Annotated in this window: 14 protein-coding genes and 1 tRNA gene; 2 read left to right on the top strand and 13 right to left on the bottom strand. The window is 30.2% G+C overall.

All coding sequences use genetic code 11. The features are described from left to right. Positions 1-5: 5 nt before the first annotated feature. From Q4Q47_RS21815 to Q4Q47_RS21840, 6 genes are all read right to left on the bottom strand, one after another. The gene (locus Q4Q47_RS21815) at positions 6-275 is read right to left on the bottom strand and encodes a heavy-metal-associated domain-containing protein (protein ID WP_303308846.1); all 270 of its coding nucleotides are present in this window, start codon (positions 273-275) and stop codon (positions 6-8) included. A gap of 2 nt (positions 276-277) precedes the next feature. Beyond that, positions 278-1,687 (bottom strand): MBL fold metallo-hydrolase, encoded by a 1,410-nt coding sequence (locus tag Q4Q47_RS21820; protein ID WP_303308847.1) that lies wholly within the window; start codon positions 1,685-1,687, stop codon positions 278-280. A 103-nt stretch (positions 1,688-1,790) separates the two neighbouring features. Then, complete coding sequence (locus tag Q4Q47_RS21825; protein ID WP_303308848.1) at positions 1,791-2,582, bottom strand: sulfite exporter TauE/SafE family protein; 792 nt, start codon at positions 2,580-2,582, stop codon at positions 1,791-1,793. Continuing rightward, positions 2,582-2,995 (bottom strand): DUF6691 family protein, encoded by a 414-nt coding sequence (locus Q4Q47_RS21830; protein WP_303308849.1) that lies wholly within the window; start codon positions 2,993-2,995, stop codon positions 2,582-2,584. Before Q4Q47_RS21830 ends, Q4Q47_RS21825 begins: the two co-directional genes overlap by 1 nt. A 3-nt stretch (positions 2,996-2,998) precedes the next feature. Then, positions 2,999-3,556 (bottom strand): YeeE/YedE family protein, encoded by a 558-nt coding sequence (locus tag Q4Q47_RS21835; RefSeq protein ID WP_303308850.1) that lies wholly within the window; start codon positions 3,554-3,556, stop codon positions 2,999-3,001. A gap of 243 nt (positions 3,557-3,799) precedes the next feature. Beyond that, complete coding sequence (locus tag Q4Q47_RS21840) at positions 3,800-4,429, bottom strand: Crp/Fnr family transcriptional regulator (RefSeq protein ID WP_303308851.1); 630 nt, start codon at positions 4,427-4,429, stop codon at positions 3,800-3,802. 82 nt (positions 4,430-4,511) lie between these two features. On the opposite strand from Q4Q47_RS21840, the gene Q4Q47_RS21845 reads away from it, so the two are divergent. After that, positions 4,512-4,585 (top strand) — tRNA-Arg (locus Q4Q47_RS21845). 124 nt (positions 4,586-4,709) lie between these two features. On the opposite strand, the gene Q4Q47_RS21850 is transcribed toward Q4Q47_RS21845, so the two are convergent. Genes Q4Q47_RS21850 through Q4Q47_RS21860 form a run of 3 tightly spaced genes read right to left on the bottom strand, consistent with a single transcriptional unit; the run spans position 4,710 to position 10,305 of the window. Beyond that, a complete protein-coding gene (locus Q4Q47_RS21850; RefSeq protein WP_303308852.1) occupies positions 4,710-7,547 on the bottom strand; it encodes a type I restriction endonuclease subunit R in 2,838 nt (945 codons plus the stop codon). Positions 7,548-7,550: 3 nt separating this feature from the next. Beyond that, positions 7,551-8,702, bottom strand: coding sequence for a restriction endonuclease subunit S (locus Q4Q47_RS21855; RefSeq protein ID WP_303308853.1), 1,152 nt, complete (start codon positions 8,700-8,702; stop codon positions 7,551-7,553). A 1-nt stretch (position 8,703) separates the two neighbouring features. Then, positions 8,704-10,305, bottom strand: coding sequence for a type I restriction-modification system subunit M (locus Q4Q47_RS21860; protein WP_303308854.1), 1,602 nt, complete (start codon positions 10,303-10,305; stop codon positions 8,704-8,706). Between the two features lie 270 nt (positions 10,306-10,575). Here Q4Q47_RS21860 and Q4Q47_RS21865 point away from each other — a divergent pair, with 270 nt between their 5' ends. Next, entirely contained in the window at positions 10,576-11,199 is a 624-nt protein-coding gene (locus Q4Q47_RS21865; RefSeq protein WP_303308855.1) for a JAB domain-containing protein, read from the top strand. A gap of 15 nt (positions 11,200-11,214) precedes the next feature. Here Q4Q47_RS21865 and Q4Q47_RS21870 read toward each other — a convergent pair whose 3' ends face one another. From Q4Q47_RS21870 to Q4Q47_RS21885, 4 genes are all read right to left on the bottom strand, one after another. Beyond that, positions 11,215-12,291 (bottom strand): protein rep, encoded by a 1,077-nt coding sequence (locus Q4Q47_RS21870; protein ID WP_303308856.1) that lies wholly within the window; start codon positions 12,289-12,291, stop codon positions 11,215-11,217. A gap of 4 nt (positions 12,292-12,295) precedes the next feature. Beyond that, on the bottom strand, positions 12,296-12,634 hold the full coding sequence (locus Q4Q47_RS21875; RefSeq protein ID WP_303308857.1) for a helix-turn-helix domain-containing protein: 339 nt from the start codon (positions 12,632-12,634) through the stop codon (positions 12,296-12,298). A gap of 71 nt (positions 12,635-12,705) precedes the next feature. Continuing rightward, positions 12,706-13,773 (bottom strand): hypothetical protein, encoded by a 1,068-nt coding sequence (locus Q4Q47_RS21880; RefSeq protein WP_303308858.1) that lies wholly within the window; start codon positions 13,771-13,773, stop codon positions 12,706-12,708. Between the two features lie 106 nt (positions 13,774-13,879). Continuing rightward, positions 13,880-15,124, bottom strand: a complete 1,245-nt coding sequence (locus Q4Q47_RS21885) for a tyrosine-type recombinase/integrase (protein ID WP_303308859.1) — start codon at positions 15,122-15,124, stop codon at positions 13,880-13,882. Between the last annotated feature and the right edge of the window lie 497 nt (positions 15,125-15,621).

Below are 15,621 nucleotides of genomic sequence, written 5' to 3' on the forward strand. Positions count from 1 at the left end.
AATAGTTAGCCATTCATTCTACCAATGGCACAACTAATAAAAGATTTGGCTTTTGTAGCTAACACATTTTTTTCTCCAATAATGGGGTAGCCAATTTTATGTAATAATTGTTTAGCATCTAAAAGCGTTTTATCGTTTTCATAAGAAAAAGAAACGGTATGCTTTTCGTTGTTAATTGTTACATCACTAATGTTTTCTATATCAGATAACTTACTTGTAATTGTGTTGGCACAACCGCCGCATTTAAGATTTTGTATTTTTAAAGTTGTTTTCATTTTCATAAGGTTGACGGGCAAACGAAAGCAGTTGTTGGCAAGTCTGTATTTTTAATAGCAGCAAAACCACCAGCAACGTCTATAACGTTAAAACCTCTGGCTTTTAAAATAGATGCCGCAATAACTGAACGATATCCACCTGCGCAATGTAGATGATAGGTTTTGGTTTTATCTATGGCATTCATATTATCGTTAATATAGTCTAAAGCAAAATGTTGAACAGAATCACTATCGAGATGCGCCGATTTATATTCGCCATCTTTTCTAACATCAAGTGTGTTAATTAAACCACTTTTAAAGCGATTGGAAAATTCATCGACAGATATAGACTCAATAGTTTCAATGTCTTTACCAGCATCTTTCCAGGCGTTAATGCCACCTTTTAGGTAACCTAAAGTGTTATCATAACCAACACGAGATAATCGAGTGACAGTCTCTTTTTCTTTCCCTTCTGGTACAACAAGCAAAATAGGTTGTTTTAAATCGGTAATTAAAGCACCAACCCATGGTGCAAATCCACCATTAATTCCAATAAAAATGGAGTTAGGGATATGCTCTTTTACGAATTCTTTTTCAGTTCTAACATCAAGCACTAAGGCATCTTCTTGGTTTGCAATAGCCTCAAACGCTTCTGGGCTAAGTTCAGTATCTCCTTTTTGTAGAACAGTCTCAAAATTATCGTAACCAGATTTATTCATCATCGCATTTTTAGCGAAATATTGTGGAGGAGGAGCAATGCCGTCTAAAACTTCTTCAACAAACTCTTCTTTTGTCATATCAGCTCTTAAAGCATAATTTGTTTTTTTCTGATCTCCTAAAAGTCCTACGGTTTCTTTACTTAAATTTTTTCCACAAGCAGAACCAGCACCGTGTGCAGGATATACAATAATGCTATCCGCTAATGGCATGATTTTATTTCGTAAGGACTCATATAACATCCCAGCTAAATCTTCTTTTGTTAAATCAGATTTTATTGCTAAGTCCGGACGTCCTACATCACCTAAAAACAAGGTGTCTCCACTAAAAATAGCATGATTATTTCCTTTTTCATCAATTAAAAGAAATGTTGAAGATTCTAAAGTATGGCCAGGTGTGTGTAATACTTTAATGGTTATATTACCAATTTCAAATGTTTCATTATCCGATGCTATATGTGCCTCATAGTCAGTTTCGGCTCCAGGACCAAAAACAATGGTAGCTCCGGTTTTTTTTGCTAAATCAACATGTCCGGAAACAAAATCGGCATGAAAATGGGTTTCAAAAATATACTTGATTTCAGCATTTTCTTTTTTTGCTTTATCAACATATTGCTGAGTTTCACGCAATGGATCAATAATGGCAACTTCGCCATTAGATTCTATATAATAAGCTCCTTGAGCTAAACATCCTGTATAAATTTGTTCTATTTTCATAATCTATTTTTAATTTCCGAGTAGATAGAAATCCTTTTAAATTAAAACGTTTCAAAAATACGAATTCTAAAAGATTCTTTTTGTGACTTATGTCACATTACAACTACTTAAGTTCTTTATAAATAATATAAACAGCCATTATTAAAACAAAGAAACCAAAGCCTTTTTTTAGTTTCTTTCCACTTATAAATTTTGATATAAATACACCTAAAATGATTCCTATTATTGAAATTAGAGTAAAAGAAAGAAGAAATATCCATTCAATTTCTAAAGTTTGAACATCTCCTATAAAACCAATTAGAGAGTTGATTGTTACAATAACCAAAGAGGTGCCCACTGCTTTTTTCATTGGAATATTAGCCCAAACTACAAGGGCAGGTACATATAAAAATCCACCACCAGCACCAATAAGCCCTGTTATAGTTCCAATAGTTAAACCTTGAATAAATGTTTTGTAATAGGGTTGAGATTTTGAAATGATATTGTTGTTCTTTTCCTTTTTTATCATAGAAAATGAAGCTAATAGCATAATAATAGCAAAAAATATCATGATGCCCATTTCTTTGGTAAGGGAGTAATCACCAAAACTAAAAAGCGTATCGGGAATACCGGGAACTAAATAACGTCTGGATAAATAAACAGCAACAAAGGATGGGAACGAAAAGGCCAGCCCTGTTTTAAAATCGACAAAGCCTTTTTTGTATTTTTGATAAGTACCTACCATAGAGGAAGCCCCTACTACAAAAAGAGAATACGCTGTTGCAATAACTGGGTTATAACCTAGAAGGTATACTAATAAAGGTACGGTGAGTATGGAACCTCCACCTCCAATTAGCCCCAAAACTAATCCTACTATTAATGCACCAATATATCCTAATAATTGTGTGGAGTCCATTAATGAGGAAGTTTATCTTTTATAGCCCCATAAATATATGTACCTAAAATGGCAGCGGCAATTACAATAACCATGCTATATACACCTGTACCTAATAGGATGTACATAGGGCCTGGGCATGCACCAATAAGTGCCCAACCAAATCCGAAAAGCGTCCCTCCAATGATGTATCTTGAAAATCCTTTTTCTTTTTTAGGAACAAAAATATCAGCTCCTTTAAGGCTCTTTATAGTTCCTCTTTTTGAAATTTGAAGAAATAAGATTCCTGAAGCAATGGCTGTACCTATAATGCCATACATATGAAATGATTGAAATCTGAACATTTCGTATATTCTATACCATGAAACGGCTTCAGATTTTACTAAAACAATTCCGAAGAAAATGCCAACTAATAAAAATTTTAGATATTTCATGTTTTAAAAAATTAGGGGTAAAATAAAATTAGTCATTATTAATCCACCAATAAAAAAGCCTATAACAGCTATTAGTGATGGTCTTTGTAAGCTGCTAAGCCCGGTTATAGCATGTCCAGAAGTGCAACCACCAGCATAGCGCGTACCAAAACCAACCAATAAACCGCCTAAAACTAAAAGAAGTAATCCTTTAGGAGAGGTTAATGCCTCCATACTATACATTTCATTAGGAACTAATGTGGCTCCAGAATTTTCAAACCCCATATTTTGAAGTTCGGTAATGGTAGTTGGATTTAAATCGGTTAAGCTATCGTTTGATAAATATTGTGTTGCTATGAAACCACCAATAATGGCACCAAGCACAACAATTAAGTTCCATATTTGGTCTTTCCAATTAAATTTAAAAAAGGATGTCGTTTTTCCAGCCCCCATGATTGAGCACATGGTTCTAAGGTTAGAAGACATACCAAATGTCTTACCAAAATAGAGTAATAATGCCATAACAACGGCGATTAGTGGTCCTGATATATACCATGACCAAGCGTTTAAAATGTATTCCATACCTGACTAATTTATCGCAAATGTAAAGTTAAACTAAAGGAGTTTTGTAATAAATGTTACTTGTTTATATTATTATTTGTATTGAACTCATCTTGACTTTTAATGTTTAACCGAAAATGGGATAAAATTTGTCCAGATTAGGCACTTTATGAAAGGCATAGCGTTGCTACGAATAATAAAAGTAACAAAATATGGGCGAATTTTAGTCATTTTTTAGGAAATAGAAAAAGTCAAGATAGTTCATTATAAAACTTCAATTTTATTTCTGCTGAGTTTTATTTTATTTTCGTTTTCAAACTGCTTTAAAAGCCTGGATATAACAACACGAGATGTATGTAAATCCTCCGCGATATCCTGATGTTTTGCAATAATAATTTTAGATGTGTGAAGTTTAACTTTATTGATTAAGTATTTGTAAAGGCGTTCATCCATTTTCATGAAAGCAAGGTTATCTATAGCTTCTAGCATTTCATCAAAACGTATTTGGTAACTTTCTAATATAAAATTCCGCCAACTTTCGTTATTATGAAACCATTCTTGCATTTTTTGAACAGGTATCATGATGAGGCTGGAATCCTTTTCGGCGACGGCTCTAATTTTACTTTTTGAAGTTCCCATACAGCAGGTTAGTGACATGGTGCAGGTTTCTCCTGCTTCTAAAAAATAAATGAGTAATTCATTACCCTCGTTATCTTCTCGAAGTATTTTAATGCTTCCGCTTAACAAAAGTGGTATATACAACAATGGTTGATTGATATCAATGATAATATCATCTTTTGTAAACGTACATATAGTACCAATTTTTTCGATCTCATCTATTAAGTTATTATCGAAAATATGATTGAATTTTTGATATAATAATTCCTTTGCCATGTTCAAAAGTAATGAATTACAAATTTGGAATAAAAATTTGGTTAAGTTTTAATAAAAAACTTATATTTGCACCCACAAAAAAGGCCATGTGGCGCAACTGAATAGCGCACTTGATTACGGCTCAAGAGGTTGCAGGTTTGAATCCTGCCATGGTCACTACTGATAATAAAGCTTTCAAGAAATTGGAAGCTTTTTTGTTTTAGTGATTTGCACAATATTTGCACATTTTATCCAAATTAAACGTTTTTTGTGATACTTAAAATAGTGTTATTAAAATCACCTAATCAACCCCATTAATAAAAGTCTTTACAAACTCTAAAATTTTAGTGGTTACTCTATTACTAATACTTTCTCTTTGTAATACACTTGGTTGTTTCTCTAATGTCTCAATTACCTCGTCTTCAGTTGCCATTCTGCCAGTAAACAAATAATCGTTAATAATAGCCTCGACTTTATCTTGATTTAAGAATTCTTCTTTAGTTAAGCTTTGTAATGCTTTTTTAGTTTCTTCTTGCCAATAGATTTTAAACTCATCTTCTACATTGTCTCCATCACTAATTTTAGGTAGGTTATTTTGAATAAACTTTTCTATCAATACACGCTTACTTCTTAATTCTGCTTCACCTGCAATTAAATCTATGATTTGCTTTTTCTGTTTTTCCTGGTCTTTTGGTTTTGCATCTTTTAATTGTGCCAATAATCTCATAATGTAGGCTACATTAATTTCATCACGATGTATTAATTCTAATTCAAAATCAATTTCATCTAAAATAGATACAGATTCTTTTTGGTTATTTGTTTTAATTTTATCGTGGAGGTCTAAGTATTTACTTGTATAATCTGCAAATTCTTGTTCTTTCATATAGGTATCATCAAAAGTAAATTCGATAAATGATGATAATATATTTTTTAAACGCATTATTTCTCTAAAGGCTTTTGCAAATTCTAATTCATCTTCTTCTGTTGCTAGATCATTTACACTATCTACCGTTGGTGCAATACTCATTAATGTTTTATAAGCATCATTAAATTTTTGTATTTGCTCTTCATAAGGTTCTATAGTAATCGTTTCCTTTGCGTTTTTATCTGAAAACAATGCAATAGCATCATCTGTATTTTGCTTTAGATTACGGAATGCTAAAATATTTCCCTGCGACTTCTTTTCGTTTAATATTCTGTTAGTACGAGAATAGGCTTGTATTAAACCATGATAGTTCAAATTTTTATCTACATAGAGCGTATTTAAGGACTTACTATCAAATCCTGTTAAGAACATATTAACTACTAATAATATATCAATCTGTTTGTTCTTAACACGCTTAGAAATATCTTTTTTATAGTTTAGAAATGCATTACCGTCTTTTGTAGAATGCTTAGAACCAAACTGCTTATTATAGTCTGCAATAAACTCGTCTAACTTATCTCTGGAATGTTTGTTTACAGGTTTATCATCGTTCACATCTTCTTCGTGTATTTGACCTTCTGCATCTTTATCTGGCTCGTTTACGTTATAAGAAAAGATTGTAGCAATATTTAACAGGTGTTCTCCAGCTTCCTTTTTAGCTTTTAATAGCTCATAATACTTAATTAGAATATCTACACTACTTACACAAAATATTGCTGTAAACGTTCTGTGGTGCGTTTTACGATTATGATTTGCTAAAATGTAGTCTGTAATGGTATTTATATAATCATCACTTTCGTATACCTCTTGCTTATTTATATCTTCTACTTTGGTATCATCAATGTCTTTTTTAGATTTAAACACATTGTAATACTCTATTGAGAACTTTAATACATTTTCATCTCTAATAGCATCAGTAATTACATATTCATGTAAACACTCGTGAAATAGATTTGCCGTAGTTAGTTTGATACTCTTTTTACTAATAGCATTTTTTACAAATATTGGTGTTCCTGTAAAGCCAAACAATTGATGATTTGTAAAGAAGTTTACAATACGCTTATGCGTGTCTCCAAATTGTGAACGATGGCACTCATCAAAAATGAATACTACCTTTTCATCTTTTAGGGCTTCTATTTGTTTTCTGAACTTCGTTTTTGAAATAGCAGAATTTAGTTTCTGAATAGTTGTAACTAAAAGCGGTCTGCTATTATCTAAAAATTGCTCCACCAACATTTTGGTGTTTTCTGTACCATCAATACTATCTTTATCAAAAGCTCTAAACTCTCTTACGGTTTGATCGTCTAAATCTTGCCTGTCTACTACAAATACTACTTTTTTAATTTTAGGGTTGTTTGTGAGTATTTGACTTGCTTTAAATGATGTTAGTGTTTTGCCTGAACCAGTAGTATGCCATATATAGCCATTTTTATCACTATTCTTTACTCTATCAATAATAGCTTCTACTGCATGGAATTGATACGGTCTAAGTACCATTAAAATCTTATCACTTTCGTGTAAAACAATATACTTAGTAATCATTTTTGCAATATGACAAGGCTCTAAAAAGATATTAGCAAACTTCTCTAATTGGGTGATTTTTCTATTTTTTTCATTACCCCAATACGATGTAAATTTAAAACTTGGACTTTTACCTTTTTTATACGTATTGGCATAATACTTAGTATCTACACCGTTACTAATAACAAAAATTTGTACATAGTTAAATAAAGCATTATTTGATGCAAACGATTCTTTTTGGTACCTACATACTTGATTAAAAGCTTTTTTAAGCTCTATACCTCTACGTTTTAACTCTATTTGTACTAGTGGTAAACCATTAATAAGAATAGTAACATCGTAACGGTTTTCTCTTTTACCGTTTATAGTGATTTGATTGGTGACTTGAAACTCGTTTTGACACCAAAAATCTTGATTTATAAATTCTATATATGCTTTATCTCCATTATCTTTTTGAAGTACGTATTTATCCCTTAAGGTTTTTGCTTTATCAAAAATATTGCCTTTAGATAAGTGTATCAATATTTTATCAAACTCTGATGCTGTAAAGGTCGTATTATTATGTTTTTCTAATTGGGTTTTAAGGTTACTCACTAAATCACCTTCTGTTTTAATAGTAACTGCTTTATGACCTAGCCCAATTAATTGACTTACTAAATTATTTTCTAATACTTGTTCTGGTTGTGTAGTCATGATTTATACAAACATCTTTTGTAATAACCCTTTTTTAAAGGCTTTACTATTTTCTATTTTGGTATTCAAGGCTTCAATTTTTAAATCTATATCTGATAAGAAATTAGCTATTTTGGTTTGTTCTTGAAGAACTGGTATTTTAATTTTTACAGTAGAGTAATCTTTAAAATAAATATGAGGAATTGTACTTCCTGTAATGAATTTCAAAAAATTTATATTACTTAAAAGACAATAAACAAAATACAAATTAACATCTTTTATAGGTTTTATAATATCTAAAGTACCTAATACTGAAGAGTATGCATCACACAATAAAGTTCGTCCAACTCCTGCACCATCTTTTACGATTGAAATATAAGGTTCTTTTTCTCTGTAAAAATCTATTTTTTTTAGTAATCCTGAAGCGCCATAAATTTTATAATTTCCATTATTTTCTTCTATAGTATTTGCTGAAATATTTGAAGATTTTTTTATTGCAACCTCCCCCAATTTCTTCTCTTCCCATTCAGGAAAGGTATTCCCATTATCATCTTTAAAACGTAGTTCTTGATTAAAGATTTTTTGCATTACACCTTTTTTATACTCCTCTAAAAGAGTTTTCTTTTTGGTGAGTTTGGTTATTTTATCATCTACATCTGTTAAAAATGATGCTATTTTTTGTTGTTCTGAGGCTTTAGGGATGTTAATCGGAATGCTTTTTAAATCTCCTGTAGTAAATCCTTTTATTGATGTTCCTTGAGAGTATTGATGTAACAATTTATTTCTTGATAAAAAGTAATATGCTATATAATAACTATTATCTTTTATTGGAATAAGATTTGCAAAATCTTGACTTGTACACAAATCTACTATTGAAACAAATAATTTACCAACACCTACTCTTGAAACAAAAAGAACACTATTTTTAGGTATTAATTTCGTAGCACTTTCATTAACTGCTTTCGTTGACAAATAACGTGTTATTTCAATATTTAAAATATCTTTTTCTTTAACGTCTGAACTTGAAATCCAAGGTATATCTCCCACCCAATAATCTTTATTATTTGTAGACGGAGTTCCTCCTCCCATAAAAACACCTAAGTCTCCTAACCTTAAATTATTCCATTTCTCTTTAAATTCTGGAAACCTCAACTGTGGTATTAATTGCTTTTCCATATTAAAAAGGTGTTTTAATATTTAATTCTTTACAATAAGTAGCTATACGTTTATCGGTTTCTGTTATTTCAATATCTAATGCTTGTATTTCTTTTGCAATTGCATCAATATCAATATGTTCTTCTTCTTCAAAAGTATCAACATAACGAGATATATTTAGGTTGTAATCGTTCTCTGCAATTTCTTCTAAAGATGCTCTATAACTGTATTTATCTAATACCTCTCTATTAGTATAGGTATCTACAATATCATCAATATGGCTTGGTAGTAGTTTATTGTCTTTACCTTGTTTTTCAAAATGGTTGGAAGCATCTATGAATAATACATCTTCGTTAACTTCTCTACATTTTTTAATTACTAAAATACAGGTAGGTATTCCTGTACCAAAAAAAATGTTTGCAGGTAGACCAATAACGGCATCAATGTAATTTCTATCTTCTATTAAATAACGCCTTATATGTGCTTCTGAACTACCTCTAAATAATACACCGTGGGGTAATACCGTTGCCATTATTCCGTTTTCATCTAAATGATGCACCATATGCTGTACAAAGGCGAAATCTGCTTTGGTTTTAGGTGCTAACTTACCGTACTGACTAAATCTGTCATCGGTACTAAAAATACCTTTTGCACTCCACTTTGCCGAAAATGGTGGGTTTGCTACAATAGCCTCAGCTTTTAAATCTATATCAATATGTTGTGGTTCTTCTAAAGTATCTTCTTGTTTAATATCGAACTTAGAAAAATGTACATCGTGTAAAATCATGTTCATACGTGCGAGGTTATATGTAGTTCGATTTAATTCTTGACCATAAAACATACCTACATCATCAACTTCTTTTGCTACACGTAATAATAGTGAACCACTTCCACATGTTGGATCGTACACCGATTTAATACGTTTTTTACGAGTAGTTACAATTTTTGCTAATATGGTAGATACTTCTTGAGGTGTATAAAATTCTCCTGCCTTTTTTCCTGCTCTTGAGGCAAACTCACCAATTAGATATTCATACGCATCACCTAATAAATCACTTTCTGTATCTTTAAGCTTGAAGTCAATTTCATCTAAATGAATTAATATTTTGGCAATGACTTCATTTTGAGCTTTTACTGTTCTTCCTAATTTAGAAGAGGTTAAATCTAAATCTTCAAATAGGCGTACAAAATCATCTTCTGATTCTGTACCCATTGTACTCTGTTCAATGTTGTTAAGAATACGTTCTAAATCTTCTATGATGAAAAACTGTTTCGCTTCATCATTGTCATTGGTTTCAATTTCGGTAAGGTTATTTCCTTTTTGAGCAATAGAGGTAAATAATTCACTTGGTTTTAAAAAGTAACCTAAGTTTTTAACACAAGCCTTTTTAACTGCTTCTACATACAATTTGCCATTATCTGAATTTTCATCTAACTGCTCATAGGTGATATTGTCTGGAGCTAATATCTCGTCTGCATATATGTGTAATTTCTCTGAAAGGTATTTAAAGAATATAAAGCCTAAGATGTAGTTTCTATAGTCGTCTGCATCCATTTTGCCCCTTAGTAGGTTAGCAATAGCCCATAATTGTTTTTCGAGTAGTTTTTTTTGTTCTTCTGACATTAATTGGTATTAGTTTTTAAGAAAATTCATCTAAGTTCAAATATAGAAAAAGAAATTAAGCTAAATAGAGAATTAATATTATTCTCTATGCATAAAAGCTTTTCATAACGGCTTAACTTTCTCCTTTTGAAATATTTCCCAATAGAATAAGATAACACCCTGTTTTCTTTTATTATAATTAAAAATGTTTGTCTTTTTTGCTATTTTTATCCATCAGACACAAGTTAAAAAACACATCTTCAATTTTGAAAAAAGTCTTACATTTACGCTATGGACATAAAACTAACAGAAGCTGAAAAAATTAAAATCCTTAATTCCGATGATATATACGGGATTATGCAAAAAGTTCTACTTCGAGAAAACAAAATTGACCAAAACAGAGAACATTTTTGGGTTATTGGTTTAGAAAATAACAATCGGATTCTTTTTATAGAACTCATAAGTTTAGGAACTGTAAATAAAACATTTGCAGAGCCTATGGAGGTATTTAGTTTTGCATTGCAAAAAAGAGCTGTAAAAATAATTTTATGCCATAACCACCCAAGTGGAGAATTAAAACCCTCTGAGGCAGACAAAGATGTTTCGGACAAATTAATTCAAGTAGGAATAATTGTTAACACCGAAGTAATTGACCATTTGATTATTTCAACTAAAAGCTACCTCAGCTTTGCAGACACAGGTCTTTTAAGTGAATTGAAAAAAAGTACAAAGTATGTTCCTAAATATGTATTGGAACAGAGGATTAAAAAAGAGGCTACTGAAATTGCTAAAAAAAAGAATACACTTGAAATTGCTAAAACAATGAAAAGAAATGGAATTGACAAACACACAATTTCTGAATCAACAGGGCTTTCATTGGAGGAAGTTGAAAAATTGAGAGTGAGGAAGAAATAAAAACTAGTTATCTATTTAAAATAGAACTTTATCAATTGAGTTCTTTAGGAGGTAATCTAATTTATAATCTAGTTCGTAATCGGTTAAATAATTTCCAGTATTGGTATTAACCCAATCCATATCGGATATTCTATATTTCCAAATATCATATTCTGTAATTAACCGACTATTAGTCGTTTTTTTCTTTTCGTTAGGCAATGTAAAACCAAAACTTTTAAATAGTTGATGAGAGTCAAAAGCTTTATATATAGTATGTAATCCTTTTGCGTATAAGCTCAAACCATCTAAATCACCTTTTGACCTTTTTCTCTTTTTATTTGGATCTGGTTCACTTAGCATTTTAGCACCATATTTAATAACTTCAATTAAACCACTTTCTACTTTCTTAATTTTTACAACATCTTGTGCATTTTCAGAAGCCATATAAGCCCCATTTTTATTCCATTCCTTTTTCCATTCTTGCTTTAAATATAAAGCAATTTGTCTGTTTGGTGTAATAATATGAAAATGTGGGTTATACCATCTCATAACGGCATTAAAATTACATTCTAAAGATTTAATTCCTTTTATTCTCATGGCATTAGTTCTTTGATGCCTTTTGTTGCACCTGTCTTTTATTCTAATAAAAGCTTTTCCCATATCATCAATACGTTGTTCTAATTTATTAGCTCTTACGGTTTTTAATGTAAGTGTTAAAAGATGAGGTTCTTCCCATTTAATTAATTCTGGATAATACTTATTTAATAGTTCAGCTTTTCTAATGCCGCAGCAAGTGGCGCACCATCTGTTTCTACATAAGTCTGTATAAATTTTATTATCGAAGCTTATTAATTTGTTTTGACAATGAAAACTATTCCAATATCGTTTCGACCAATCTATTTCATCATTCTCTTTAGATACATCGACTAAAGCCATTACTAAAGCATTTGTAATAACTTTTTTGTTAGCCCTTTTTAATAGTGATGGATTATCTATTAAATCTGTTCCCACTCCATTAATGGTAAGACTTTTAGGCTTTTTAGTTAAATTGGCTGTCCTATCTTGTGCTAATGTATTGAATTGTTTATTCTGAATTAATCTGTGAGAAACCATTATTTCAGACTTTTGTTTTTTTAGAAAGTATATTTTCGGTTTCGACTTCTAACTCTTTTAAAGTTTTTTGTTTTCCTGTTTTTATCCAATCTTCAATAATTTCGGACTTAAAAAAATATAGTCGATTACCTTTTTTATGGTATGGAATTTCATGACGTTGAACATAACCATATAAAGTAGGTACGCTTAAACTAGTAAGTTTTGCGACTTCTTTAATGCTTAGAGGGTTGTTTTTTTCGGTTTGGGATTCAGCCTTATTGAGTATCAAGGCTTTTAATTCTCTCACTTCATTTGTGAGGGTTGCAATAACGTTAGGTAATTGCTCAAATTTTAATGCTTCCATTTTCACAGTATTTTAAATTGATACTGCAATGGTATAAAGGGCATTTAAGGGTAAAAATAGGGGAGTACTCCCTATTTTAAGGATTGGTAGTGTTCTATTACTTTATTAGTGTGTAGGTATGCGGTATAACGCTTTTTGTCTTTACTCTTTTCGTTTTTCAAACCGTTAATATTACCGCGTATAGACCTTGCATTTGAATCTAGTATTTTAGCTATTAATTTTTGCATTTCACTTTGCGATTTACAATAATTTTTAAGGACACTATCAATAAAACCTAAATAGTATAGATATGCTATTTGATAAGGCAAATTGCTATTAACAATATGTGTTGAAAGATTTTTAATGTTTAGATGCTTAACTTTTTCAAGCTCATTAAATTTATATTGAATTAGTTTTGGTAAAATTTTTTCCTGTTTGGATTTTATGTTTTCAATATTAATTTCATCCTTAATTCTTTTCTTTAATTCTTGATTGATAAAATGCTTTGTCTTGTAGGTATTTAGTTTATTGTTGAAAAAATCTATTTGTGGTTCTAAATGAATAGGTATTTCATCATTGAACATTTTAAATTCTAGAAATTGAGAGTTTAAACTATCGAGAGTATCTATAATGTTGTTCATGTTATTCAAAGGTTCATCGCTAGTAAACAATTGAGATAATGTTTTAAACCCAACTCTTAAACAGTACATTGTCATTTTATCAATATTATAAATAACTCTACCATTGTTGAAAAGAAAACATTCAAAAAAATTTAATGTTAGTTGTTTTAAATCTTCAGGTTTATTTATTAAGTGTTTATTATTTTCAACTATAGTAACAAAATGATGGGAAGCAAAGAATAAATTAGTATTAGCCTCCACGCCATAGTTTGTACATTTCTTATCTGATTGGTTTTTACTATCACCATTACAATAAAGACAGGAGGACTTTATTTTTTTAGGTAATGTATTATGAACATAGTGAGTGAATTTTATAAATATTTCTTCGTATAATTTAGTGCTGTTTAAATATTTTATTATGTAATCGCTGGGTGTTTTGCCGTATTTTTTTTCTAATGAACTTAATGTTCCTTTTGGTAATTGAACAGTATTTGTTTTTACATTTTCAATATCTTCTATTCTTATTCCTATCTGCTTCAATGTCTTTTAATATAATTTATGCTTTGTAGTAAATATAGCATAAAACTAAAGAGGTATTTATGCGAGTTATAAAAACTATTTAACAATAGTTCAAAGAAATATAACTTTAGAAGTCAAGTAAACTATTTGCGAATTCTTTTTTCGCTTCATCTTCAAAACCTGCAAAATAATTTTTTGTAACGCTGAGGTCGCTATGATTTAAGGCTTCGCTTATAAATTCCATACTTGCTCCTTTACGCAATGAATTAGTAGCAAATGAGTGTCTAGCCCAATAGGTCGATAAATCGTTTGGTAAATCGTTTCTATTTGCTATTCTCTTAATATGGTCGTTAATGTATCGAGTGAAATTTTTTATCTTTTTGTATTGTATTGCGCTATCATCTTTTTGAGTAACAATATTAAAAACATATCCATTTTTATTATTGTTGCCATATTCCAAAATAATCCTTTTTGTAAAGTCGGTTAAGTAGATTGTAATTGTTGTTTTTTCGGCTGTCTTATCAAATGTTTTAGCTCTATAATAAGAAAAGCTATCATTTTTAATATCTGAGTATTTAAGTAATGCTATATCTTTTAAATTCATACCATTGCAAGCATAACTAAAAAACCAAAAATCTTTAGCTTGTTTTTCGTTATCATTTAAAACCTCAGCTTCAAACAATTTTTTAAGTTGTAAAGAATTTAAGGCTTTTTTTACTTTTTTTGTTCGGGGTATTTTATATTTATTTTTCCCAAATGGGTAAATATCTTTGCTAATGTCATTAGCTTCAATGGCATTATTGAAAATGACTCTTAGTGTTCTGGTGTAAATGGCTATTGTTGTATAGCTTTTACCTTTAGCGATCATAAATTTTTGATAATCATTTAACCAATCAATTGTAATGGCATCAAAAGTAAGTTTGTTTATAGGGCAATTATTTTGGTCTTGGCTAAACTTTGCCAATGAGTTAAGCGTATATTTATAACTTTCAGCCGTTCCAATTTTATCGTTTTTAGTATTTTTTTGAATAACTAAGTTAAAATGATATTGTACATTGTTTTTGTCTGAGGACTTTCTGAATAATTTGGTTTCAAATTTCGAAAAATCAAAAGCGGTCATTTCTTTCGCTTCATTGTTTGCTCTGGTTTCAATGGATTGAAGTTTTAAACGCATTTCATTATTTGAACCTCTTAAATTTTTGTTTTCTGGGTTTATCCAAATTGTTTCAAACTCTTTAGTTGTTAAGTCAATATCTAAAGAATAACGCTTTACTTTTTTAGTGAATTTATTGTAAACTCTTAACTTAACAGGATACTTTCCGTTTTCTTTAATTCGCCTTTCATCTAAAACTATTGAAATATTGTAACCCATTATCTTTTATTTATTCAAAAATAATCATTTGCACACGTTTTCACAATATTTGCACAAAAAATATATTAATAAACAGATAATAGATATTAACCAACAAGTAGTATATTTACTTTAAACAGTAGAGTTTATGATTGTTTGTGTAGTAAATCAGTTATCAGTAAATAGTTTAATTCTTGATTACGGCTCAAGAGGTTGCAGGTTTGAATCCTGCCATGGTCACGAATAAATAAAAAACCAAACGTTAAATCAAGTTTACTTGAATTTATAAGTTTGGTTTTTTTATTTTCAAAGCGGAGCTTTAAGGAAAAACAAGCGAAGCGTGGTTAATCCTGCCATGGTCACATCACTCAAGAAACCATGTCTGAAAAGACATGGTTTTTTTATTTTATTAAAAAGCCAAATACAGTTTGATATTTTTCTATAAAATAAAAAAAGAACTGAGTTAGCAGTGTGGTTTCTTATTTGGAATCTTGATCTTAACAGGATCTCCCCAGGTA

The sequence above is a fragment of the Flavivirga spongiicola genome, from assembly GCF_030540825.1.
Classification (GTDB): domain Bacteria; phylum Bacteroidota; class Bacteroidia; order Flavobacteriales; family Flavobacteriaceae; genus Flavivirga; species Flavivirga spongiicola.